This window comes from Stenotrophomonas sp. CASM101 (assembly GCF_049384845.1).
Classification (GTDB): Bacteria; Pseudomonadota; Gammaproteobacteria; order Xanthomonadales; family Xanthomonadaceae; genus Stenotrophomonas; species Stenotrophomonas hibiscicola.
In genome coordinates, this window is sequence record NZ_JBMRFR010000006.1 from 65,553 (window position 1) to 90,213 (window position 24,661).

Annotated in this window: 18 protein-coding genes and 1 riboswitch; of the genes, 6 read left to right on the plus strand and 12 right to left on the minus strand. The window is 66.4% G+C overall.

The genetic code is table 11. The features are described from left to right. Positions 1-19: 19 nt before the first annotated feature. Positions 20-700, minus strand: a complete 681-nt coding sequence (locus VG543_RS11070; RefSeq protein WP_019662051.1) for a TetR/AcrR family transcriptional regulator — start codon at positions 698-700, stop codon at positions 20-22. 117 nt (positions 701-817) lie between these two features. Between VG543_RS11070 and VG543_RS11075 the strand changes: the two genes are divergently transcribed. Next, the gene (locus tag VG543_RS11075; RefSeq protein ID WP_019662050.1) at positions 818-1,948 is read left to right on the plus strand and encodes an efflux RND transporter periplasmic adaptor subunit; all 1,131 of its coding nucleotides are present in this window, start codon (positions 818-820) and stop codon (positions 1,946-1,948) included. A gap of 4 nt (positions 1,949-1,952) precedes the next feature. Then, on the plus strand, positions 1,953-5,114 hold the full coding sequence (locus tag VG543_RS11080; protein WP_019662049.1) for an efflux RND transporter permease subunit: 3,162 nt from the start codon (positions 1,953-1,955) through the stop codon (positions 5,112-5,114). 127 nt (positions 5,115-5,241) lie between these two features. On the opposite strand, the gene VG543_RS11085 is transcribed toward VG543_RS11080, so the two are convergent. Beyond that, a complete protein-coding gene (locus VG543_RS11085) occupies positions 5,242-6,147 on the minus strand; it encodes a LysR family transcriptional regulator (RefSeq protein ID WP_021202147.1) in 906 nt (301 codons plus the stop codon). 117 nt (positions 6,148-6,264) lie between these two features. Here VG543_RS11085 and VG543_RS11090 point away from each other — a divergent pair, with 117 nt between their 5' ends. Further along, positions 6,265-7,038: an SDR family oxidoreductase gene (locus tag VG543_RS11090; protein WP_019662047.1), complete on the plus strand. Its 774-nt coding sequence runs from the start codon at positions 6,265-6,267 to the stop codon at positions 7,036-7,038. 107 nt (positions 7,039-7,145) lie between these two features. On the opposite strand, the gene leuB is transcribed toward VG543_RS11090, so the two are convergent. The 9 genes from leuB to ilvC form a co-directional block, all read right to left on the minus strand. Continuing rightward, positions 7,146-8,207 carry a 3-isopropylmalate dehydrogenase gene (gene leuB / locus VG543_RS11095; RefSeq protein ID WP_021202145.1) on the minus strand — a complete coding sequence of 354 codons (1,062 nt, stop codon included), beginning with the start codon at positions 8,205-8,207 and terminating at the stop codon, positions 7,146-7,148. Continuing rightward, a complete protein-coding gene (leuD, locus tag VG543_RS11100) occupies positions 8,197-8,775 on the minus strand; it encodes a 3-isopropylmalate dehydratase small subunit (protein ID WP_058983536.1) in 579 nt (192 codons plus the stop codon). The genes leuB and leuD overlap by 11 nt, the downstream gene beginning before the upstream one ends. Further along, the gene (gene leuC, locus VG543_RS11105) at positions 8,775-10,193 is read right to left on the minus strand and encodes a 3-isopropylmalate dehydratase large subunit (RefSeq protein ID WP_021202143.1); all 1,419 of its coding nucleotides are present in this window, start codon (positions 10,191-10,193) and stop codon (positions 8,775-8,777) included. The genes leuD and leuC overlap by 1 nt, the downstream gene beginning before the upstream one ends. A 60-nt stretch (positions 10,194-10,253) precedes the next feature. Further along, positions 10,254-11,033, minus strand: coding sequence for a class I SAM-dependent methyltransferase (locus VG543_RS11110; RefSeq protein ID WP_423178555.1), 780 nt, complete (start codon positions 11,031-11,033; stop codon positions 10,254-10,256). A 10-nt stretch (positions 11,034-11,043) separates the two neighbouring features. Continuing rightward, positions 11,044-12,630 carry a 2-isopropylmalate synthase gene (locus tag VG543_RS11115; RefSeq protein WP_305098810.1) on the minus strand — a complete coding sequence of 529 codons (1,587 nt, stop codon included), beginning with the start codon at positions 12,628-12,630 and terminating at the stop codon, positions 11,044-11,046. After that, positions 12,627-13,718, minus strand: a complete 1,092-nt coding sequence (locus tag VG543_RS11120) for a threonine dehydratase (RefSeq protein ID WP_021202140.1) — start codon at positions 13,716-13,718, stop codon at positions 12,627-12,629. The genes VG543_RS11115 and VG543_RS11120 overlap by 4 nt, the downstream gene beginning before the upstream one ends. 96 nt (positions 13,719-13,814) lie before the next feature. Next, positions 13,815-14,066 carry an ACT domain-containing protein gene (locus VG543_RS11125; protein ID WP_005410947.1) on the minus strand — a complete coding sequence of 84 codons (252 nt, stop codon included), beginning with the start codon at positions 14,064-14,066 and terminating at the stop codon, positions 13,815-13,817. Next, positions 14,050-15,786 (minus strand): acetolactate synthase 2 catalytic subunit, encoded by a 1,737-nt coding sequence (gene ilvG, locus VG543_RS11130; protein ID WP_058983527.1) that lies wholly within the window; start codon positions 15,784-15,786, stop codon positions 14,050-14,052. Before ilvG ends, VG543_RS11125 begins: the two co-directional genes overlap by 17 nt. Before the next feature lie 39 nt (positions 15,787-15,825). Continuing rightward, a complete protein-coding gene (ilvC, locus tag VG543_RS11135; protein ID WP_164145202.1) occupies positions 15,826-16,800 on the minus strand; it encodes a ketol-acid reductoisomerase in 975 nt (324 codons plus the stop codon). Positions 16,801-17,459: 659 nt separating this feature from the next. Between ilvC and ggt the strand changes: the two genes are divergently transcribed. Next, the gene (gene ggt, locus VG543_RS11140) at positions 17,460-19,178 is read left to right on the plus strand and encodes a gamma-glutamyltransferase (protein WP_423178556.1); all 1,719 of its coding nucleotides are present in this window, start codon (positions 17,460-17,462) and stop codon (positions 19,176-19,178) included. A gap of 634 nt (positions 19,179-19,812) precedes the next feature. On the opposite strand, the gene VG543_RS11145 is transcribed toward ggt, so the two are convergent. Beyond that, positions 19,813-21,390: a BCCT family transporter gene (locus VG543_RS11145; RefSeq protein WP_423178557.1), complete on the minus strand. Its 1,578-nt coding sequence runs from the start codon at positions 21,388-21,390 to the stop codon at positions 19,813-19,815. A gap of 245 nt (positions 21,391-21,635) precedes the next feature. Next, positions 21,636-21,736: riboswitch (TPP riboswitch) on the plus strand. An 82-nt stretch (positions 21,737-21,818) separates the two neighbouring features. Here VG543_RS11145 and thiC point away from each other — a divergent pair. After that, complete coding sequence (thiC, locus tag VG543_RS11150) at positions 21,819-23,663, plus strand: phosphomethylpyrimidine synthase ThiC (RefSeq protein ID WP_134731349.1); 1,845 nt, start codon at positions 21,819-21,821, stop codon at positions 23,661-23,663. A 93-nt stretch (positions 23,664-23,756) separates the two neighbouring features. Beyond that, positions 23,757-24,428, plus strand: a complete 672-nt coding sequence (locus tag VG543_RS11155) for an ion channel (RefSeq protein ID WP_019662036.1) — start codon at positions 23,757-23,759, stop codon at positions 24,426-24,428. The last annotated feature ends 233 nt before the right edge of the window (positions 24,429-24,661 follow it).

Genomic DNA, 24,661 nt, shown 5'->3' on the forward strand with positions numbered 1-24,661 from the left:
CCGGTTCGTTCAGTTTTGGTTATTCAGCTGTTCCGGCCCCTCGCGGCGCGTAGGCGCGCAGGAAGAAGTCGATGCTGGCGGTCACGTGGGCAAGAGGGTCGCATTCCACCGGTGACAGTGGCATGCCGCACATCATATGCATGTGCACTTCGCCCTTGACCAGGGTCAGGAACTGCTCGCCAGCCAGCGAATAGTCGGTGATTTCCAGCTCGCCGCGCTCGGCGCGTGCCCGCAGGAAGTCAGCCAGGGCCTCGCAGGTACGTTCCGGTCCTGCCTTCCAGAACAGCTCGCGCAGGCGTTCGTCGGTCTCCGGCGCCATCATCATGCGCTGGATCGAGATCGCCGCGTCGGAGGTGATCAGTTCGAAGAAGGCCAGACCGATGCCGATCAGCTGGTCGCGCAGCGGGCCGTCCGTGTCGGCCACGAACAGGGCATCGGGCAGCATTTCAATGCACTTTGACTGCACGGCCTCGGAGAACAGGGTCTCCTTGTCGCCGAAGTGGCTGTACACGGTCAGCTTCGAGACGCCGGCCTGGGCGGCGATGGTGTCCATGCTCACGCCGGTATACCCCTGTTCGATGAACAGTACCTTGGCTGCTTCAAGGATCGCCGCGCGCTTGCCCAGATCCTTGGGGCGCCCGGGTCCGGCGGCCTTGGCAGCAGGCTTGGCCGACGGCTTGCGGGAAGTGGAAGAACTCATCGCAACAATACTAGACCAAGCGGTTCGATATTTATACTATACCGGCCGGTTTATTAAATTGGGCCGGCAGTCGCGGCTCCCCCTTGTTGCAACCCTGTGTTTTCAGGACGTTGACCGATGAAGATCGTGCGCTGGATGGGCGGTATGGTGTGGGTGGCTGCGCTGGCAGCCTGTTCGGGACAGGAACAGGCGCCGCAGGCGGCCGTGCCGGTACTGGTGGTTCACCCCGGCGAACAGGCCGGACAGGCGCCGGCGGCATTCCCGGGCACGGTGCGTGCCCGCCAGGAAAGCCCGCTGTCGTTCCGCGTCGGAGGCAACCTGGTCAAGCGCCACGTCGATGCCGGCCAGCGGGTGAAGAAGGGCGACGTGCTGGCCGAACTGGACGTGGCTGACTTCGCGCTGCAGGCCCGTGCCTCACAGGCGCAGCTGGCTGCGGCCGAGGCCGACCTGGTGCGTGCCCGCGATGACCTCAAGCGCTACCAGGTGCTGGCCGACCAGCAACTGGTCAGCCGCTCGCAGCTGGACCAGCAGTCCGCGGCGTTCAAGGCCGCGCAGGGCCAGGCCAATGCGGCCCGCGCCAACCTCGATGTGCTGCGCAACCAGGCTGACTACGCGCAGCTGCGCGCGCCGGCCGATGGCGTGATCGCCAGCCGCGAGGCCGAAGCCGGGCAGGTGGTGTCCGCCGGCCAGACCATCTTCAACCTGGCCGCCGATGGCGGCCGCGAAGTGCTGATCGACCTGCCTGAAGCCACCATCCGCGACTACGCGGTCGGCCAGCCGGTCGAGGTGGAACTGTGGAACCGCCCGGGCCAGCGCCTGCCCGGTACGATCCGCGAGATCGCCGCCGCCGCCGATCCGCAGGCACGCACCTATGCCACCCGCGTCAGCCTGGCCGCCGATGCGCTGGCCGATGTCGAACTGGGCCAGAGCGCGCGCGTCTACAGCAGCGCCGGTCGCCACGGTACCCTGCAGCTGCCGCTGGGCGCGCTGCAGCGCGGTGCCAACGGTGCCGCCAGCGTGTGGGTGGTCGATCCGGCCAACAGCACGCTGAAGGCCGCCTCGGTCACCACCGGTGCGTTTGGCAGCGAGACCGTGCCGGTGCTGTCCGGCGTGAACGCGGGTGACTGGGTGGTTGCCGCCGGTGGCCACCTGCTGCGAGCGGGCCAGCCGGTGATCGCCGTGGACCGGCAGAACCGCCCGGTGCTGAAGCCGGCCACGCCGGCCGCTGCCGCCAAGGCCAGGGAGTAAGCCGGTGCGCCGCTTCAATCTTTCCGAGTGGGCGTTGTCCAATCGCCCGCTGGTGCTGTTCGCGATGCTGGCCTTCGCGCTGATCGGCGCGTGGTCGTACAAGCACCTGGGCCAGTCCGAGGATCCACCATTCACCTTCAAGGCGATGGTGGTGCGCACGCTGTGGCCGGGCGCCACCGCCGAGCAGGTCTCGCGCCAGGTGACCGAGCCGATCGAGAAGGCGCTGATGAACACCGGCGAGTACGAGTTCATCCGCTCCTATTCGCGCCCCGGCGAATCGCAGGTCATCTTCATGGCCCGCGACAGCCTGCGTTCCAGGCAGATCCCGGACCTGTGGTACCAGGTGCGCAAGCGCGTGGGCGACATCCGTGCGACGCTGCCGCGCGAGATCGTCGGCCCGTTCTTCAACGATGAGTTCGGCGACACCTACGGCAACATCTACGCCTTGACCGGCAAGGGCTTCGACTACGCGGTGATGCGCGACTACGCCGACCGCATCCAGCTGGAACTGCAGCGCGTGCCCGATGTCGGCAAGATCGACCTGGTCGGCCTGCAGGACGAGAAGGTCTGGATCGAGCTGTCCAACACCCGCCTGGCCACGCTGGGTGTGTCGATGCAGCAGGTACAGCAGGCGCTGGCCGACCAGAATGCGGTCACCGGCACCAGCTTCTTCGAGACCGCCACCGATCGCGTGCAGCTGCGCGTGACCGGCCAGTTCAACGACATCGAAGCAATCCGCCAGTTCCCGATCCGTGCTGGCGACCGCACCGTGCACCTGGGTGACATCGCCGAGGTCAAGCGCGGCTTCGCCGATCCGGCGTCGCCGAAGATGCGCTTCATGGGCGAAGAGGCGATCGGCCTGGCGGTGGCGATGAAGGATGGCGGTGACATCCTCAAGCTCGGTGCCAACCTTGATGCCGAGTTCCAACGGCTGCAGAAGACCCTGCCGGCCGGCATGCAGCTGCGCAAGGTGTCCGACCAGCCGCAATCGGTGGAAGAGTCGGTCGGCGAGTTCGTGCAGGTGCTGACCGAGGCGGTGGTGATCGTGCTGCTGGTCAGCTTCTTCTCGCTGGGCCTGCGCACCGGCCTGGTGGTGGGCGTCACCATTCCGCTGGTGCTGGCGATGACCTTCTTCGTCATGCACTACTTCGACATCGGCCTGCACAAGATCTCGCTGGGCGCGCTGGTGCTGGCGCTGGGCCTGCTGGTGGACGATGCGATCATCGCGGTGGAGATGATGGCCACCAAGATGGAGCAGGGCTACGACCGCCTGCGCGCGGCCAGTTTTGCCTGGGAATCGACTGCGTTCCCGATGCTGACCGGTACGTTGATCACCGCAGCCGGCTTCCTGCCGATCGCCACGGCGGCATCGAGCACCGGTGAATATACGCGTTCGCTGTTCCAGGTGGTGACCATCGCGCTGGTGGTGTCGTGGATCGCGGCCGTACTGTTCATTCCCTACCTGGGTGACAAGATGCTGCCGGACCTGTTCAATCCGCAGCCGCCCAAGCCGGGCAGCCTGTCCGCGCGCTGGCATGCCAAGCGCCAGCAGTGGGCCGACCGCTACCCGGCGCTGGCCAACCTGATTGCGCCGCCGCAGCATGGGCACGACCATGATCCGTACCAGCGCCCGTTCTATCGCAGCTTCCGCCGCTTCCTCGATACCTGCCTGCGCCATCGCTGGTGGGTGATCGCCGCGACCATCGCCCTGTTCGTGTTCTCGCTGATGATGTTCCGCTTCGTGCCCCAGCAGTTCTTCCCGGACTCGACCCGGCCGGAGCTGATGGTGGACATCGAGCTGGCCGAGGGCGCCTCGCTGCGCTCGACCCAGGCCCAGGCCGAGAAGCTGGAAAAGCTGCTGTCCCGCCGCGAGGGCATTGCCAACTACGTGTCCTATGTGGGCACCGGTTCGCCGCGCTTCTATCTGCCGCTGGACCAGCAGCTGCCGGCGACCAACTTCGCCCAGTTCGTGGTGTTGGCCAAGGACATCAAGGCGCGCGAGAGCACCCGCGACTGGCTGCTGCACGAGGTGATCCCGAAGTTCCCGGACGTGCAGATGCGCGTGACCCGCCTGGAGAACGGACCGCCGGTCGGCTATCCGGTGCAGATGCGCATCTCCGGCGAGCACATCGAGAAGGTGCAGGCGATCGCGCGCCAGGTCGAGGCCAAGGTGCGGGAGAACCCGCACGTGATGAACGTCAACCTCGACTGGAGCGAGCCGAGCAAGGTGGTGCGCCTGGTGGTCGACCAGGAGCGCGCCCGTGCGCTGGGCGTTAGCAGCGCCCAGGTCAGCCAGTTCCTGTCCAGTTCGTTGGCCGGGCAGTCGGTGAGCGTGTATCGCGAAGGCAATCGCCAGATCGAGATGCTGCTGCGCGGGCCGGCCGATGAGCGCAACCAGCTGGAGCTGCTGTCCAGCCTGTCGATGCCCACCGCCAACGGTGGCAGCATCACGCTGTCGCAGGTGGCGACGATGGAGTACGGCTTCGAGGACGGCATCATCTGGCACCGCAACCGGTTGCCGACGGTGACCGTGCGCGCCGACATCAGTGATGGCATGCAGGCGCTGGACGTGGTTCATCAGATCCTGCCCACACTGGATGGCATCCGTGCCGAGCTGCCCAGTGGTTACCTGCTGGAAACCGGCGGTACCGTGGAGGATTCGGCACGTGGCCAGAACTCGATCAAGGCCGGCATGCCGCTGTTCCTGGTGGTGGTGGCCACGCTGCTGATGCTGCAGCTGCGCAGCTTCTCGCGTGCAGCGATGGTGCTGGTGACCGCGCCGCTGGGCATCATCGGCGCGACCCTGTTCCTGCTGCTGTTCCGGGCGCCGTTCGGCTTCGTCGCGCTGCTGGGCACGATCGCACTGGCCGGCATGATCATGCGCAACTCGGTGATCCTGATCGACCAGATCCAGCAGGACATCGATGCCGGGCATGACCGCTGGCATTCGATCATCGATGCCACGGTGCGCCGTTTCCGCCCGATCGTGCTGACCGCGCTGGCGGCGGTGCTGGCGATGATTCCGCTGTCGCGCAGCGCGTTCTACGGCTCGATGGCGATCTCGATCATGGGCGGCCTGATCGTCGGTACGGTGCTGACGCTGGTGTTCCTGCCGGCGCTGTATGCGGCGTGGTTCCGGGTGAAGCCGGACGAATCCGGGGCGTAACGCCGACCGGGGTCGGATCCCTTTTCCTCCGGGAAAAGGGTCTGGCCCCACCCATGCCGGTTGGTCCCTTCCCAGGTGGGGGCCAACCTTGGTTGGCACGGATGCCCCATCCACGCATGGCGTGGATCTACTGCAGCTGCAGGCCGGCCCTCAAGACCGGCAGCAGCCATTCGATGAACACCTGAACACGCTGCGCGCGGTGTTGCCGATGCGGTTGCAACAGCGTCACCGGCAAGGGCTGCGCCACGTGCTGTGGCATCACCTCCACCAACGCGCCGGATTGCAGTTCGGCCTGCACGTCGTAGCGCGGAATCTGCAGCAACCCCAACCCCGCCACACAGCACGCAATCGATGCCTCGGCGCTGTTCACCCGCACCCAGCCGGGCATCGGCAGCGTGCGCAGTTGGCCACCGTCCTGCCACTCCCACGGTTCCACCCGTGCCGTGGTCGGCGACGCGTAGTTCACCGCGCGGTGCTGCGGCAGGTCGGCAGGATGCTGCGGCATGCCGTGTTCGCGCAGGTAAGCGGGCGCGGCGACGTTGACGAAGTCGAGCTGGCCCAGCGTGCGCGCCACCAGGCTGGAATCGCCCAGTTGACCGACCCGCAGCACCGCATCGCAACCGTCCTCGATCAGGTTTACCGCGCGGTCGGTCATGCCCAGGTCCACTTCCACCTGCGGATACTGCGCGAAGAATTCGGGCAGCGCCGGTGCGATGATGCGGCGGCCGATGCGGCTGGGCACGTCGATCTTCAGCAGACCGACCGGTTGCGCATCGTCTTGACGGAACAGCGATTCGGCGTCCTCGACCTCGGCGATCAGGCGCAGGCAGCGGGCATGGAACACGTCGCCATCATGGGTGGTGGACACCCGGCGGGTCGAGCGCTGCAGCAGACGGGTGCCAAGCCGCTGTTCGAGCTCGGCCACCGCCGCCGAAACGGTCGAGCGGGGCAGGCCGAGCTGGTCGGCGGCGCGGGTGAAGCTGGCGCACTCCACGACCCGGGTGAAGATGCGGAAGCGATCGATCCGGTCCATTGTTCGCTGGCTCTGGAAAGTTAAGTCAATGTGGCGGGCTTTATCCGCTTTTTCTGCACGATATCGTCGTCAGGGCAGGGTTGCCACCCCGGGTAGCCCCCTCCCGAGACCGAAGCCATGACCGAGCATTCCCTCAAGGGCAAGACCGTGCTGATCGCCGGTGGCGCCAAGAACCTGGGCGGCCTGATCGCCCGCGACTTCGCCGCACAGGGCGCCAAAGCCATCGTCATCCACTACAACAGTGCCGCTACCCAGGCCGATGCAGAAGCGACTGTAGCCGCAGTGCAGGCCGCCGGCAGCAAGGCGGTGGCCCTGCAGGGCGACCTGACCTCGGCGGCAGCGATGGAGCGCTTGTTCGCCGATGCCGTGGCCGCAGTCGGCCGTCCCGACATCGCCATCAATACGGTCGGCAAGGTATTGAAGAAACCGCTGCTGGACATCAGCGAAGCGGAGTACGACGAGATGAGCGCGGTCAACGCCAAGGCGGCGTTCTTCTTCCTCAAGGAAGCCGGCCGCCACGTCAACGACGGTGGTCGCATCTGCACCCTGGTCACCTCATTGCTGGGTGCCTACACGCCGTTCTATTCCAGCTACGCCGGTACCAAGGCGCCAGTCGAGCACTTCACCCGTGCGGCGTCGAAGGAGTTCGGTGAGCGCGGCATCTCGGTGACTGCGATCGGGCCCGGCCCGATGGACACGCCGTTCTTCTACCCGGCCGAGAGTGCCGATGCGCAGGCGTACCACAAGACCGCGGCCGCGCTCTCGGCGTTCACCCGCACCGGGCTGACCGACATCGCCGATATCGTGCCGTGGATCCGCTTCCTGGTCACCGATGGCTGGTGGATGACGGGGCAGACCATCCTGGTCAATGGTGGGTACACCACCAAATAATGCAGCCACGCCTGGCGTGGCTGCCTGCTACCTGTAGAGTCGAGCCATGCTCGACTGCTGTTGCATGAGCCGAGCATGGCTCGGCTCTACAGGTGTTGCCCGATGGGTCAGCGCAGCTTGGCGAGCACGGCGTCGGTGGCAGCGGCGGTACTCACCGCCTGGCCCTTGGCGGCCAGATCGGCGGTGAACACGCCATCGTCCAGCACGGCGTGCACTGCAGCTTCCACCGCCGCAGCCTCGGCTTCCAGCCCCAGCGAATGGCGCAGCAGCATCGCGGCGCTGAAGATCGTCGCGTACGGATTGGCGATGCCCTTGCCGGCGATGTCCGGGGCCGAACCGTGGATCGGTTCGTAGATGCCGACCGCACCTGGCTCACCCAGCGAGGCCGACGGCAGTAGGCCGAGCGAGCCGGCCAGCATCGAGGCTTCGTCGGTGAGGATGTCGCCGAACATGTTCTCGGTGACGATCACGTCGTACTCGCGCGGCTTGGCCAGCAGGTGCATGGCCATCGAATCGACCAGCTGGTGCTCCAGCGCCACCTCCGGGAACTCCTCGCGGCCGATGCGAGCGGCCACGTCACGCCACAGGCGCGAGGTCTCCAGCACGTTGGCCTTGTCCACCGAGGTGACCTTGCCACGCCGCTGCTGGGCCAGGCGGAAGGCACTGCGCAGCACGCGTTCGATCTCGGCCACCGTGTAGCGGCACAGGTCGCTGGCGCTGTCGGCGTCGCGGGTCTTGTCGCCGAAGTAGATGCCACCGGTCAGTTCGCGTACCACCACGAAGTCCACGCCCTGCAGCAGCTCGGCCTTGATCGGCGAGGCGTGCAGCGCAGCTTCATGGGTACGCACCGGGCGCAGGTTGGCATACAGGCCCAGTGCCTTGCGGATTGCCAGCAGGCCCTGTTCCGGACGCACCTTGGCGTTGGGGTCGGACCACTTCGGGCCGCCGACCGCGCCCAGCAGCACCGCGTTGGCGGCCTGGCAGGCTTCCAGGGTCGACGCCGGCAGCGGTTCACCGTGGCGGTCGATGGCAACGCCACCGATGTCGTGCTCGCTGAAGGTGAAGGTGTGGTTGAAGCGCTCGGCGACGGCCTTCAGGACGGCCACTGCCGCGGCGGCCACTTCCGGGCCGATGCCATCACCGGGCAGGACAACAATTTCAGCGTGCATGCTCACTCTCGTAACGTTCGATTTCAGGGACACGGCCCAACAGATACCCCAACTGGTCGACGCCTTCCAGCAGGCAGGTCTGCGAGAAGCCATCCAGCGGGAAGGAATAGACGCGGCCATCGGGCGTGCGCAGTTCGCGCGCAGCCACGTCGATGGTCAGCTCATCGTCCGGGCGCTGCATCAGCGCCTGCACGTCGGCCTCGTCCAGCACGATCGGCAGCAGGCCGTTCTTCAGCGCGTTGCCGCGGAAGATATCGGCGATCTCGCTGCTGACGATGGCACGCAGGCCCAGGTCGGTCAGCGCCCACGGCGCATGTTCGCGCGAAGAACCGCAGCCGAAGTTGCGGCCCGCCAGCAGGATGCTGCGGCCGGCGTTGTGCGGCTGGTTGAAGGCGAAGTCGGCCACCGGCGAACCATCAGCCTGCCAGCGCCAGTCATTGAACGCGTTGCGGCCCAGGCCGGCACGCTCGGTGGTGGACAGGAACCGTGCCGGGATGATCTGGTCGGTGTCGATGTTGGTCTGGCGCAGCACCACGCTGGCCGAGGTCAGGGTACGGAAACCGGCCATCACGCCACCTCCTGTGCGAACAGTTCGCGGGTATCGGCCACGTGCCCGTTGACCGCGGCCCACGCCGCGCTCATCGGCGAAGCCAGCAGGGTGCGCGAACCGGGGCCTTGGCGGCCCTCGAAATTGCGGTTGCTGGTGCTCACGGCCAGCTGGCCGGGCGCGACCAGATCGCCGTTCATGGCGATGCACATCGAACAGCCCGGCTCGCGCCACTCGGCCCCGGCAGCGCGCACGATCTCGTGGATGCCCTCGGCCTCGGCCTCGCGCTTGACGATCTCCGAACCTGGCACCACCAGCATGCGCACCCGCTCAGCGACACGGCGGCCGCGCAGCACCTGCGCGACCTCGCGCATGTCACTCAGGCGGCCGTTGGTGCACGAACCGACGAACACCACGTCCACCGGCGTGCCGGCCAGTGCCTTGCCGGCCTGGAAGTGCATGTAGTCCAGGCCTTTCTGTGCGGCGGCATCGTTGGCGGCGGGAATCGGCGCATCCACCGCGATGGCGGTGCCCGGATGCGTGCCCCAGGTCAGGGTCGGGCGGATGTCGGTGGCGTCGATGCGTACTTCGCTGTCGAAGCGCGCGCCGTCATCACTGCGCAGCTGCTGCCAGCGCGCCACCGCAGCCTCGAAATCGGCGCCCTTTGGGCCGCGCGGGGTGTTGGCGACGAAGTCGAAGGTGACCTGGTCGGGCGCGACCATGCCGGCGCGTGCACCGGCCTCGATCGACATGTTGCACAGGGTCATGCGCTGTTCCATGTCCATCGCTTCGATGGTGCTGCCACGGAACTCGATGACGTGGCCGGTGCCGCCGTTGACGCCGATCACGCCGATGATGTGCAGCACCACGTCCTTGGCGCCGACGCCGGGCGCCAGCGGGCCATCGACGGTGATCGCAAAGGTCTTCGCCTTGCGCTGAAGCAGGCACTGCGTGGCCAGCACATGGCCGACTTCGCTGGTGCCGATGCCGAACGCCAGCGAACCGAAGGCCCCGTGGGTGGATGTGTGGCTGTCGCCGCAGACGATGGTCATGCCCGGCTGGGTGAAGCCCTGTTCCGGCGCGATCACGTGGACGATGCCGCGATTGTCCGAGGCCATGTCGAACAGCTCGATGCCGTGCTCGGCGCAGTTGCGTGCCAGCGTGGCGACCTGTGCCTCGGAGGCGGCGCTGGCATAGGGTAGCGTGCCGTCCGCGGCGGCCGGCAGGGTCGGCGTGGAGTGGTCCATCGTCGCCTTGGTGCGGTCCGGGCGGCGCGGCGACAGGCCGCGCTCGCGCAGCTCGGTGAACGCCTGCGGCGAGGTCACCTCGTGGATCAGGTGCAGGTCGATGTACAGCACGGCGGGCGCGCTGTCGGATTCGGGAACCACCACGTGGGCGTCCCACAGTTTGTCGTACAGGGTGCGGGGAGCGGAAGTCATGCGTATGCCTGGCAGAAGTACGAAATAGCGAACATCAGTAAAGAAGGCGGAACGGTCAAGTCAGCGACGGCGGGCGAGCACGCGCAGCCGCACATAGTCCGCCAGCGGCTGGCCGGCGGCGTTGCGCGGCAGCTCGGCCAGCAGCGCGCTCGCGGCCTCGCGCACCGTAGCGCGTGCCTCGGCTGGCAGGTCGTCCAGCAGCGGCGCGGCGAACACGCGCAGCCAGCCGGCCACGCCGGTCGGCAATGCCGTTGGGCGCGGCGTGCACTCGATCAGTTGCACCTGGAAGCCATGCTGGCGCAGGCGGTCGGCGTAGGTATCGGCCGTCGGGAAATACCACTGGAAGGTGCTGGCGCCATGGCCGTGGGCCACGCGCGCGGCCTGTACCGCCGCGATGATCGTGGCCACGTTGCCATGGCCACCGAATTCGGCGACAAAGCGGCCGCCGGGGCGCAGGGCGCGGCGCACGCCTTCCAGCACGCGGTCGGGAGTGCCCATCCAATGCAGTGCCGCGTTGCTGAACACTGCATCGAACTCGCTGTCGAACGACAGTGCGTGGCCGTCCATCACCTGGGCATCGACACCGCGCGCGCGGGCGGCGATCACCAGTTCCGGCGAGGCATCCACGCCGTGGATGCGCGCACCGCTCAGCGCCAGTTCGGTGCTGAGCACACCATCGCCACAGCCCAGGTCGAGGATGCGTTCACCCGCGCGCGGGTCGAGCAGGCGCGAGACCGCGCCGCCGAGCAGAGGCACGAAGCCGGCATCGATCGCATAGTCCTGGGCATTCCACTGCTGGCCAGCGGCGCTGGCCGGGATGGGGGTGTCGAAGGCGCTCATGGCGGGTTCCTCAGGCGGTGGCGGGGGTGGGAACGTCGGTGCTGCTGTGGGCGGCGGCCTGGCGCTGGCGCAGCAGACGATTGGCAACATCCAGCCAGGCCAGCGCGGAGGCTTCGATGATGTCCTTGCTGGTGCCGGTGCCGTCGTACTCCACGCCCTCGTGGCGCACGCTCAGGTTGGCTTCGCCACGCGCATCCGCGCCGATGCCGACGCTGTGCACGTGGTAGCTGTCCAGCATCAGCTGCACGCCGGTGGCGGCCGACAGCGCGCCGAACAGCGCATCGACCGGGCCGTCGCCCTGTGCGGTTTCGGCCACGCGGTTGCCGTCCGGGTCGGACAGTTCGACCAGCGCGTTGGCGCGGCTGCCCACATCGCTGATGGTCATCGAGGCCAAGCGGTAGCCCTGTGCATTGGAGCCGCCCTGCATCAGCGTCTGCAGGTCGGCATCGGTGACCACGCGCTGCTGTTCGCACAGGCCCTTGAACTGCTCGAACACCAGTTTCAGTTCGTCTTCGTCCAGCCAGAAGCCCAGCGCACGCAGGCGCGCTTCAACAGCGGCGCGGCCACTGTGGCGGCCCAGCACCATCTGCGAATCCTCCCAACCCACGTCTTCCGGGCGCATGATTTCGTAGGTGCCGCGATGGCGCAGCATGCCGTGCTGGTGGATGCCCGATTCGTGGGCGAACGCGTTGGCGCCGACGATGGCCTTGTTGCGCTGTACCGGCATGCCGACCAGGCGCTGCAGCAACTGCGAGGTGCCGACGATGCGCGGGGTGTTGATCGAACTGTCCTGCTCGTAGAAGGCCTGGCGCACCTTCAGCACCATCGCGATCTCTTCCAGCGAGCAGTTGCCGGCGCGCTCGCCGATGCCGTTGACGGTGCACTCGACCTGGCGCGCGCCACCTTCGATGGCGGCCAGCGAGTTGGCCACGGCCAGGCCCAGGTCGTTGTGGCAGTGCGCGCTGAAGATCACATTGGCGGCGTTCGGAACGTCGGCGACGCCGGCGATGACCTGCTGGAACATCGCGCGGATTTCTTCCGGCGTGGTGAAGCCGACGGTGTCGGGCAGGTTGATGGTGGTGGCGCCGGCGGCAATGGCCACGCGCGAGACTTCGATCAGGTAGTCCAGCTCGGTGCGGGTTGCATCCTCGGCCGAGAATTCGACATCGTCGATGTACGAGCGTGCCAGCGATACATGCTTGCGTACCGATTCCAGTACCTGCTCGCGGGTCATCCGCAGCTTGTGTTCGCGGTGCAGCGGGCTGGTCGACAGGAACACGTGCAGGCGCGGGTTGGCCGCGGCTTCCAGTGCACGTGCCGAGGTCTCGATATCGGCCTGCAGGCAGCGCGACAGCACCGCCAGGCTCAGGCTCGGTCGGCGCAGTTCGCGGCCGATCAGTGCCATCGCCTCGCGGTCGGACTGCGAGCTGGCCGGGAAGCCGGTTTCGATGATGTCCACACCCAGTTCGTCCAGCGCACGCGCCATCACCAGCTTCTGCGGCGGGCTCATGCTGCAGCCGGGGGACTGCTCGCCGTCACGCAGGGTGGTGTCGAAGATGCGGATGCGCGGGGTGGTAATTCGTTCGATGGTGGTCACAGGGAAATCTCCTCGACAGCGGGCGTTGCGGCTTGCAGGTGGGAAGGGGAAGAGGTGGGGGAGGACGGCGCGCTGGCCCTGGCGGGCGAGCGGGGTGTTTCGCTGCGCCGTCGCCGCGGTTTGCGCGGCGGGCGCGGCCGGATGTCGGTGAGCAGGCCGGCCAGCACGCCGGCATCGATGTTGCCGCCGGACACCACCGCGCACTTGCGGCGGCCGGCGACGCGGCGGCCGGCAGCCAGCGCCAGCGCGCCGGCGCCCTCGGCGATGATGTGTTCTTCCAGCGCCAGCCGCACCAGGGTTTCGCGCAGCTCGGCTTCGCGCACGATCACCACGTCGTCCAGCAGCGAGGTGCACAGGCGGCGGGTCAGGAAGCCGGGGATCTTCACTCGCACGCCATCGGCCAGCGAGGCGACGGGGGCGATCTCTCGGACATCGCCACGGATCGCGCGCGCCATCGAATCAACGCCTTCTACCTGTGCACCAACCACGCGCACGCCCTGTGATTTCAGCGCCAGGGCTACGCCGGAGGCCAGTCCACCGCCGCCGATCGGCACGATCACCACGTCAGGGGCATGCGCGGCCAGTTCGATGCCGACCGTGCCCTGGCCGGCGATCACGTCGGCATCATCGAACGCGGACAGGAAGCGGTAGCCGTGGCGCCGCGCCAGTTCGACCGCGAAGGCGTAGGCCTCGTCGTAGCTGTTGCCGTGCTGGCGCACGGTGGCGCCCCAATGGGCGACGCCGGCGATCTTGGTCGCCGGCGCGCCATGCGGCATCACCGTGATCGCCGGCACGTCCAAGCGATAGGCCGCCCACGCAACGCCCTGGGCGTGGTTGCCGGCCGAAGCGCAGATCACCGGGCGGGTGTCGCCGCGCTCGCGACCGGCCAGCAGCGCGTTCAACGCGCCGCGCACCTTGTAGGAACCGGTGCGCTGCAGGTTCTCCAGCTTCAGCCAGGTACCGAAGCGCTCGGCATGGTGCAGCGGGGTGGGCGGCAGGAAGCGGCGCAGGCGGGCCTGCGCTGCCAGAACGTCGGCAACGCTTACGTCGCCGACATCGCTTTCCTGGCTGGCATCAGCGGCCGGCATGGGCCACCAGCGCGGTGCCGAAGACCGCCGCATGCGGGCACGGGCGACGAAGAAGACGCCTCCGTACCGGCACCGTGGTCGCTACGGTACGGGTGTTCATGGCGATACTCCTTCCACGGCGGTGACCTGTACGGACACGCAGTCGTAGATCTTCTCGATCTGCCGGCACAGCGTTTCCGCCGGGCGCTGGCCATCCACGACCAGCTGCAGGTGCCAGCGGCCATCGTCGGCAGCTACCGGCGCGCCGCTGATCGCACGCGGCGCGAAGCCGCGACGTTCGGCCATGCCGATCACGCGCAGCAGCGCGCCTTCGGCCGGGTGCAGCACCAGGTCAAGCCGGTATTGCATTGGGGGTCTCCTGGCGGGCATGGGCGGGGTTGCTTTCCAGCATCGTGCTGTTGGCGGTGTTCGGCGGCACCAGCGGCCACACGTTGGCGCGTGCATCGATGGCCACGTGCAGCAGGGCCGGGCCCGGCTCGGCCAGCAGCGCGGCCAGGCCGCCTTCCACGTCGTCGCGGTTGTCGATGCGGGTGGCGGCGATGCCGAACACCTGCGCCAATGCCACGAAGTCCGGGTTGTCGGACAGGTCGATCTCGCTGTAACGCTCGGCGAAAAACAGCTCCTGCCACTGCCGCACCATGCCCAGCGAACTGTTGTCCAGCAGCACGATCTTCACCGGCAGGCGGCAGCGGGCGATGGTCGCCAGCTCCTGCACGTTCATCATGAAGCTGCCATCGCCGGACACCAGCACCACGGTGCGGTCGGGGCAGGCAAACTGCGCACCCATCGCCGCCGGCAGGCCGAAGCCCATGGTGCCCAGCGCGCCGCTGGTCAGGTGGTTGCGCGGGTGGTTGAAGCGGCAGTGCTGGGCCACCCACATCTGGTGCTGGCCGACATCGCAGGCGATCACCGCATCGGCCGGGGCCAGCTCGCTCAGGCGCTTCAGCAACGCCGGTGCGTAGATGTGCTGGCCCGGTGCGTCGTAGCGTGCGGCGAAGCGATCGCGATGCTGCGCACAGCGCTTGCGCCACGCCTCCTGGTGGGCCTTGGGGGAGGGGAAGGCCGCACGCAGGGCGCGGATGGCGTGACCGACGTTGCCAGGCACGGCGACATCGGCGCTGCGCAGCTTGGAGATCTCGTAGGCGTCCGCATCGATGTGGACCACACGGGCGAACGGAGCGAACTCGGCCAGCTTGCCGGTGGCACGGTCGTCGAAACGCGCCCCCAGCACCAGCAGCAGGTCGCTTTCCTGCACCGCCATGTTGGCCGCGCGAGTGCCGTGCATGCCCAGCATGCCCAGCGACTGCGGATGGCTGGCCGGCAGGGCACCCAGGCCGCGCAGGGTCATCACGGTGGGGATGGCACTGGCCTCGACGAAGTCGCGCAGGTCCTGCACGGCATCGCCCAGCGCGATGCCGCCACCGGCGTAGACCACCGGCTTCTCGGCTGCGGCCAGCGCGGCGATGGCCTCGGCGATGGCGGCCTCGGCCGGCGCCGGCGGCGGTTCGACGCTGCTGGGCACATGCGCCGGCAGATGGCTGGCATCGGCCAACTGCACATCCTTGGGCAGGTCGATCAGCACTGGGCCGGGGCGACCCTCACGGGCAATGCGGAACGCATCGGCCACCACGCGCGGCAGGTCATCGACGCTGCGCACCAGCCAGCTGTGCTTGACGATCGGCATCGTCAGGCCGAACACATCCAGTTCCTGGAAGGCGTCGGTGCCCAGCAGCGGCGTGCCGACCTGGCCGGTGATGCAGACCATCGGTACCGAATCGAGCATCGCATCGGCAATGCCGGTGACCAGGTTCGAGGCGCCCGGGCCGGATGTGGCCACGCAGACGCCGACCTGGTTGCTGGCGCGGGCGAAGCCGTTGGCGGCCAGCGCCGCGCCCTGCTCATGGCGTACCAGGATGTGCTTCAGCGACGAATCCACCAGCGCGTCGTAGAACGGCATGATGGTGCCACCTGGATAGCCGAACAGCGTGCGGACGCCTTCGGCCTCCAGCGCCTGGGTCAGCCAGCGCGCGCCGTTGGGCGGCGCGCTGCGATGTGTCGAAGAGTTCATGGGGGAACCTTGCAAAGCGGGTGGGGGAGGGCCGCGCGTTTACGCGGCCTGTCCTTGCAACCAGACCATCTTGGCGCGCAGTTCCTTGCCCACCTTCTCGATCGGGTGCTCCAGGTCGGCCTGCTTGAACCTGTTGTAGTTCGGCAGGCCCGCTTCGTACTCGGCCACCCAGTTCTTGGTGAAGGTGCCGTCCTGGATGTCCTTCAGTACTTCCTTCATGCGTTCCTTGGTGCCGGCATCGATCACACGCGGGCCGCTGACGTAGTCGCCGTACTGCGCGGTCTCGGAGATGAACTCCAGCATGCGCGAGATGCCACCTTCGTAGAACAGGTCCACGATCAGCTTCAGTTCGTGCAGCACTTCGTAATAGGCGATTTCCGGCTGGTAACCGGCTTCCACCAGGGTCTCGAAGCCCGCCTGCACCAGCGCCGAAGCGCCACCGCACAGCACCGCCTGCTCGCCGAACAGATCAGTTTCGGTCTCTTCCTTGAAGGTGGTCTGGATCAGGTTGGCGCGGGCGCCACCCAGGCCGGCTGCATAGGCGAGTGCGTACTCGGCGGCCTTGCCGCTCTTGTCCTGGTAGACCGCCCATATGCACGGCACGCCGCGGCCGATTTCATATTCACGACGGACCAGCGCGCCCGGGCCCTTCGGTGCGACCAGCACCACGTCGAGGTCGTCGCGCGGCTTGATCATGTCGAAATGAACGTTCAGGCCGTGCGCGAACAACAGCACCGCACCCTGCTTCATGTTCGGTGCCAGCACGTCGTCGTACAGCTTCTTCTGCACCATGTCCGGGGTCAGCACGGCAACCAGGTCGGCGTCCTTCACTGCATCGGCAGGCGCCTTGACGGCGAAGCCATCGGCCTGCGCCTTCACCTCGGTCGGGCCGCCCGGACGCAGGCCTACCACCACGTCGAAGCCGGATTCGCGCAGGTTCAGTGCGTGGGCGCGGCCCTGGCTGCCGTAGCCGATGACGGCGATCTTGGTCTGGGGCAGGTCGTTGGTGCTCATGGGGGAGGTTCCTTGCGGTGGGAAGAAAAAAGAACGGCCGGTCGTCGAAGGTGACGTGCCGGCCGGTCAGGGGAAAGCGGTGGAGGAGGCGCTGCGCATCGCACAGCCACAGCCACCACGAGGCGTGGTGGTGGTCTGGGGCCGGGCGTTGCACTGAGCGTTGGTCATGGTGGTTGCGTCTGAAACCAGGTCCTGAAATGAAAAAACCCGCACCGGGGCGGGTGCGGGTTTTGATGAGTTCCGGTGTGTTTGTTGCTTACACGCTGGCTCGTCCCGCACCTGGTGGCTGGGTAATAAGTACGAGCACAAGAATCGAACGCAGCGAGGCGGCGCCGGTGTCGGCGGCTTCAATGTGGGTTCGCAGTGGCGTGTTGTGATGCAACATGTGATCGAGAGAAACATAGCCGTTTCGGCGATGTCAACCCTCGCGACGGATTTTTTATCGGTTCCCAGTGCATCCAGCGCAATCGCTTGCGGCACAAGGATGGTTGCCGCTGAAAGTGTTTCAGTGAACCCGAATTCACTCCTTTCAGAGGAGTTTTTGCGCGGAATCCGGCGGATTTTCGCCCCCAGGATCAACGTCCATGACCTCTGCCCGATGCCGCGTGAAGGCCGCAGCGGCGAAGATCGGGGAACCACCCTTCCATCGGAACCCGACCGTGTCCCGACGCCTTGCCCGTTCCCTGCTCGCCGCCGCCGTGCTGGCTGCCGTGCCCGCGCTGTCCTTTGCCGCCGACCGCATTACCGGCCACACCTTCGCCTCCCGTTCGGAGGTGATCGCCCCGCATGCGATGGCCGCGACCTCGCAACCACTGGCCACCCAGATCGCGCTGGACGTGATGAAGGGCGGTGGCTCGGCGGTGGATGCCGCCATCGCGGCCAACGCAGCGCTGGGCCTGATGGAGCCCACCGGCAACGGCATCGGCGGCGACCTGTTCGCCATCGTCTGGGACCCGAAGACGCAGAGGCTCTATGGCTACAACGGCTCGGGGCGTTCGCCGAAATCGCTCACCCTGGCAGAGTTCCAGCGCCGTGGCCTGAAGGACATCCCGGCCACCGGCCCGCTGCCGGTGTCAGTACCTGGCGCGGTCGACGGCTGGTTCGCACTGCACGACCGCTTCGGTCGCAAGCCGATGGCCGACAACCTGGCGCCGGCCATCCGCTACGCGCGCGAGGGTCATCCGGTGGCCGAGGTGATCGCCTACTACTGGGACCGCTCGGTGCCCAAGCTGTCGCAGTACCCGGGCTTCAAGGAGCAGTTCACGATCAACGGCCACGCCCCGCGCAAGGGCGAGATGTGGAAGAACCCGAATCTGGCCAGCACGCTGCAGAAGATCGCCGATGGCGGACGCGACGCCTTCTACAAGGGTGACATCGCCCGCACCATCGGCGACTATTTCAAGGCCAACGGTGGCTACCTGAGCTATCAGGACATGGCTGACCATCATGGCGAATGGGTCGAACCGGTCAGCAGCAACTACCGTGGCTACGACGTGTGGGAACTGCCACCGAACAGCCAGGGCATTGCCGCGCTGCAGATCCTCAACGTGCTGGAAGGCTACGATTTCTCGAAGATCCCGTTTGGTTCACCGGAGCATGTGCACCTGTTCGTTGAAGCGAAGAAGCTGGCCTTCGCCGACCGTGCACGCTTCTACGCCGACATGGCGTTCCAGCCGGCACCGGTGCAGAAGCTGATTTCCAAGGAATACGCCGCGCAGCGCCGCGCGCTGATCTCGATGGAAAAGGCGTTGAAGGAAGTGCAGCCGGGCACGCCCAAGCAGCTGGAGGAGGGCGACACGATCTACATGACCGTGGCCGACGCCGACGGCATGATGGTCTCGCTGATCCAGTCCAACTACCGTGGCATGGGCAGCGGCATGGCACCGCCCGGTCTGGGTTTCATCCTGCAGGACCGCGGCGAGATGTTCGTGCTGCAGAAGAACCATCCCAACGGCTACGCACCGGGCAAGCGCCCCTTCCAGACAATCATTCCGGCGTTCATTACCAAGGGTGGCAAGCCGTATGCCAGCTTCGGCGTGATGGGCGGCGCGATGCAGCCGCAGGGCCACGCGCAGATCGTGATGAACCTGGTGGACTTCGGCATGAACCTGCAGGAAGCCGGTGATGCGCCGCGCATCCAGCACGAAGGCTCGACTGAACCGACGGGTCAGGCCACGGCGATGACCGACGGTGGTGAAGTGAATCTGGAAACCGGCTTCCCGTACGAGACGGTGCGCGCGCTGATGCGCAAGGGGCATCGCATCGTGTTCGCCGATGGCCCGTATGGCGGGTACCAGGCGATCATGCGTGATCCCGAGACCGGGGTTTACTACGGTGCTTCGGAGAGCCGCAAGGATGGGCAGGCGGCGGGGTATTGAGGTTTTCCGGCCACCGGGCCGAGCCCCCTCTGCGGTGGTGAGGGTTTCAGTGATGCTTGGTTTGGCCGGGCGGGTGGATTCTCTGGGGGCCGCTGCAAGTACGTCCATGTAAGCTCGGTCGCCGCTTGCTCGTGTGCACTGTCCTGCGCACACGGCAAGACCGGGGTTGGGCATCCGGCCCAACCCGCCCGAGGCATGCCTCGGGCCCATGCGGCTCACGCCCCCAGCCAACCCACCCGCCCGGCCACGGACAGTTTCCTGCGGCCGCCACCGCAGGAAGAGAAAGAAGAAGATCAAGAGCAAAGGCAACAGCAACAGCCGCGCGCTGTGGGTTGGGGTCGGACCCGTTTTCCGAAGGAAAACGGATCCGACCCCTTCTTGATTTCCGATACACCTGATCCACGCATGGCGTGGATCTACTGCCGTCACCGGGAAATTGTCGGAGGCGGGGAGGGGGCCGATGGCGGGACCGTCCACGGCATGGATGCCGTGGCCGAGCCTACAGGGACGTACTTGCGGCGTGTCCCGCCATCGGCCCCCTCACCGCCAGACCAGCAGAAATCCAGAGCCGCTTTTGAAGTTGTTGTTGCCGTTGCTTGAAAAAAGCGGTGCAGCCGCAGGCTGCAAAACCCCCTCAATCCTGATCGTGCGCGCGCGCTGCCTCCGCCTGGGTTTCCTCCTGCGCCGCCATCTCGCGTGCAATCCACGCATCGATCATGTGCCGCTGGCGCTGCGCCTGCCGCCGCTCCCGGGTGTATTCCTGGTCCAGCACCCGGTACAGGGACACCATCACAAGAAGCATCAGCAGCGCGAACGGCAGCGCAGCGATGGTGATCATGCCCTGCAGCGCCTCCAGTCCCCCTGCCAACAGCAAGGAACCCGCCACGAGCGCAATGCCGACACCCCACGCCACTTTGTGCTTGCGCAATGGCTCGCCCGCGTCGTCCGTGGACATGCTGGCCAGCACAAGTACCGCAGAATCAGCCGAGGTCACGAAGAAGATCATCAGTAGCACCAGCGCAATGCACGACAGCAGCAACGGCAGCGGCATGCTGTCGAACATGGTGAACAGCACCGTTTCATAGCCGTTGCCCAGTGCCTGCAGCAGGTCGGCCTGGCCGAAGATCTGCATCCAGATCGCGGTGCCACCGAACACCGAGAACCAGAAGAAGCCCAGCAGCGTCGGTGCCAGCACCACGCCGATCACGAACTCGCGCACGCTGCGCCCGCGCGAGATGCGCGCGATGAACGAACCCACGAACGGTGCCCAGGAGATCCACCAGGCCCAGTAGAAGATCGTCCAGTCCGCGACCCAGGTGCTGGACGAGAACGGTGACATGCGCAGGCTCATCGTCACCAGCTGATTGAGATAGGAGCCCAACGTCGTCGTGAAGGTGTTGAAGATCGCGCCAGTCGGGCCGAGTACCAGCACCAGCGCGAGCAGCAGTGCAGCCAATGCAAGGTTGAAGTTGGACAGCCATTTCATGCCGCGGCCGACGCCGCTGAGCGTGGACGCCATGTACAGTACGAAAGCCACTGCGATGATGGTCAGCTGCAGCGGCACGCCCGCCTGCACGCCGAACACGCGTTCCACGCCGGCCGCGATCTGTACCGTGCCGAAGCCCAGTGCTGTAGCCACGCCAACCGCGGTGGCGACGACCGCGGAGATGTTGACCATATGCCCGATCCAGCCACGATGGTGACGGCCGATGATCGGTTGCAACATATCGCTGATCTGGCCACGGCCGTTGCGGTTGAACTGGAACCAGGCCATTGCCAGGCCGATCAGCGCATAGATGGCCCAGGGGTGCAGGCCCCAATGGAAGAACACGTAGCGCATGGCAGCACGCGCGGCATCCATGCTTTCAGGTGCCAGCCCTTCCGGTGGCTTGCTGAAGTGCGAAATGGGCTCGGCCGCGCCCCAGAACACCAGACCGATGCCCATGCCAGCGGCGAACAGCATCGACATCCAGCTGGCCCGCGAGAACTCCGGTTCGGCGTCCTCTCCGCCGATGCGCAGGTTGCCGAAGCGGCCGAAGGCCAGGTACATCAGGAATACCAGGGCCAGGAACACGACCAGCAGGTAGAGCCAGCCGATGCCGCGGATGAGTTCGCCGAGGATGCTCTGCACCACGGTATTGAAGGGACCGGGTGCAACACCGGCGAGCAGCACCAGCAGCAGAACCAGTGCAATGGAAACGCGAAACACCATGAAGGGGCTTCTCCGATCAAGGGATTGAGGGGAGCGAGCAGAGCTTGCTGCGAGGGGCCGGCGACATGCAGCACAGACCGGGCAGGGGCCGCGAAGGCGGCGAGGAAACACCGGCCGCAGCGGCAGGATGCGCGTGCACGTTACTGAATGCGATGTCACGGTTCTGTTAATACAGAAACAGCGGATCCACGCCGTGCGTGGATGGAACAGCCATGGGCCGCAGCACGTTCTATGCTCTAATGCACACCAAGAAGCGGGGGTACCGGGCCATGTGGCCACGGTTGAGACAGTCCCTTGGAACCTGATCCGGCTCATACCGGCGTAGGGAAGCTTTGCAATGCAGCCGTGCCCGGACTCCGCCCAAGGACCGTCCGCGCGGGGTCGCAGTGCGCCGCCGCTTCGTCCCTGACCTTCCTGGACGATGCCCGATGAACGCACAGCTCTCCGCCCTGCAGCAACAGGCCCAGCAACTCTCCGAATCCGTGACCCGGCCCATTCCCGGATCGCGCAAGATACACGTGGCCGGCTCGCGCCCGGATCTGCTGGTGCCGATGCGCGAGATCGCGCTGACCCGCACGCCGACCCTGTTCGGCGGCGAAGAGAATGCGCCGGTCACGGTCTACGACACGTCCGGCCCCTACACTGATACGGGCGTACGCATCGATCTGTCCGAAGGCCTGCCGGCGCTGCGCCGCGGCTGGGTGGAGGAACGCGGCGATACCGAACAGCTCGAAGGACTGAGTTCTTCGTTCGGCCGCGACCGCGAGCATGACCCGAAACTCGATGCCGTGCGGTTCCCTGCGCGCAGCCTGCCACGCCGTGCGCGAGCCGGCGCGAACGTCACCCAGATGCACTATGCGCGGCGCGGCATCATCACGCCGGAAATGGAGTTCGTCGCCATCCGCGAGAACCAGCGGCTCGACGCGGTCCGCGATGCCGGCCTGCTGCAGCAGCACCCGGGCGAGTCGTTCGGTGCTTCAATCCAGAAGGTGATCACACCCGAATTCGTGCGCGACGAGATCGCACGCGGCCGCGCGGTGCTGCCCAACAACATCAACCATCCGGAAAGCGAGCCGATGATCATCGGCCGCAACTTCCTGACCAAGATCAACGCCAACATCGGCAACAGTGCCGTGTCCTCCGGCATTGCCGAGGAAGTGGAAAAGCTGGTGTGGGCGATCCGCTGGGGCGGTGACACGGTGATGGACCTGTCCACCGGCAAGCACATCCACGAAACCCGCGAGTGGATCATCCGCAATTCGCCGGTGGCGATCGGTACCGTGCCGATCTACCAGGCGCTGGAGAAGGTTGACGGCCGTGCCGAGGCGCTTACCTGGGAGATCTTCCGCGACACGCTGATCGAGCAGGCCGAGCAGGGCGTGGACTACTTCACCATCCACGCTGGCGTGCTGCTGCGTTACGTGCCACTCACCGCCAAGCGCGTGACCGGCATTGTCAGCCGTGGTGGCTCGATCATGGCCAAGTGGTGCCTGGCGCACCACAAGGAGAATTTCCTCTACACGCATTTCGAAGACATCTGCGAGATCATGAAGGCCTATGACGTGACCTTCTCGCTGGGTGACGGCCTGCGCCCGGGCTGCATCGCCGATGCCAACGACGCCGCGCAGTTCGGTGAGCTGGAAACGCTGGGTGAGCTGACGAAGATCGCCTGGAAGCATGATGTGCAGACCATGATCGAAGGCCCCGGCCATGTGCCGATGCAGCTGATCAAGGAGAACATGGACAAGCAGCTGCGCGAGTGCGGCGAGGCGCCGTTCTATACGCTGGGCCCGCTGACCACCGACATCGCGCCGGGCTACGACCACATCACCAGCGCGATCGGTGCGGCGATGATCGGCTGGTTCGGCACGGCGATGCTCTGCTACGTGACGCCGAAGGAGCACCTTGGCCTGCCCAACCGCCAGGATGTGCGCGACGGCATCATGGCCTATCGCATTGCCGCGCACGCAGCCGACCTGGCCAAGGGGCATCCGGGCGCGCAGGTGCGCGACAACGCGCTGAGCAAGGCGCGTTTCGAGTTCCGCTGGGAAGACCAGTTCCACCTCGGCCTGGATCCGGAGAAGGCCAAGGAGTTCCATGACGAGACGCTGCCGAAGGATGCGCACAAGCTGGCCCACTTCTGCTCGATGTGCGGCCCGCACTTCTGTTCGATGAAGATCACCCAGGATGTGCGTGACTACGCCGAAGCCGGCATGAAGGAGAAGTCGGCGGAGTTCCGCGCGGCCGGTGCCGAGGTCTATCGCCAGGAGTGATGCGGAAGCGGGGGTGCCGGCCAGCGGCCGGCACTACCGCTCATCACGCCGCTCCCGGCTATCCTCCGCCCATCTTCCTGGGGAAAGGACGCCATGCCTGTTGCCATCACCACCCGTTGGCTGGCCATTGCCCGCCGTCATCCTTCGGCCTGGCTGTTGGGCGCCCAGCTGATCGCGGTGCTGCTGTACCCCGCGCTGGATGACACCGCTGCGGGCCGCGCGGCGCTGGGCATGTTCGGCATGGCGGTGCTGGGCCTGGCATTGTGGGTGGTGCAACGCAGCCCGCTGGGCACCTGGCTGGCACTGCTGCTGGCCATTCCCTCGGTGGTGTTCTCGCTGGCCGGTGCACTGCTGGACCGCACTGCGCTGCTGACCACCGCGCAACTGCTGGAGAGCCTGCTGTACTTCTATACGGCCGGTGCGCTCATTGCCTACATGCTCCAGGACCATAAAGTCACCCGCGATGAACTGTTCGCCGCAGGCGCCACATTCACGCTGCTGGCCTGGGCCTTCGCATTTGCTTTTGCCGTGTGCCAACAATGGTATCCGGGCAGTTTCCAGGGCTCCGGCGGCGGTGCACAGCGCACCTGGATGGAACTGCTTTATCTGAGCTTCAGTTTGCTCTCGGGTGTTGGCTTGAGCGACGTAGTACCCCTGCATCCGCAGGCGCGTGCCCTGGTCATGCTGGAGCAGTTTTCAGGCGTGATGTACGTGGCTTTGGTGGTTTCGCGACTGGTCGGATTGACCATGCTGCGGCGCGTGTGAAAATGAACGCCAGATAAAAATTCCGCGCCCCGCAGGGCGCGAATGGTGCAGCAAATTATGTGAATGCGTCGGCGAGAGAGAGCCTGGATGTCGACCACGCGATAGGCGAGGTAACCCGCATAGGCTAGTATTCGCCCGCTTCATTGTTTTTGCGGTATGCGCCGATGCTGTGTGCGGAATCTGGCTTTTTGTTGTCCCCGGTTGGGGGCGGTATTGCTGGTGAAACCTGCCCA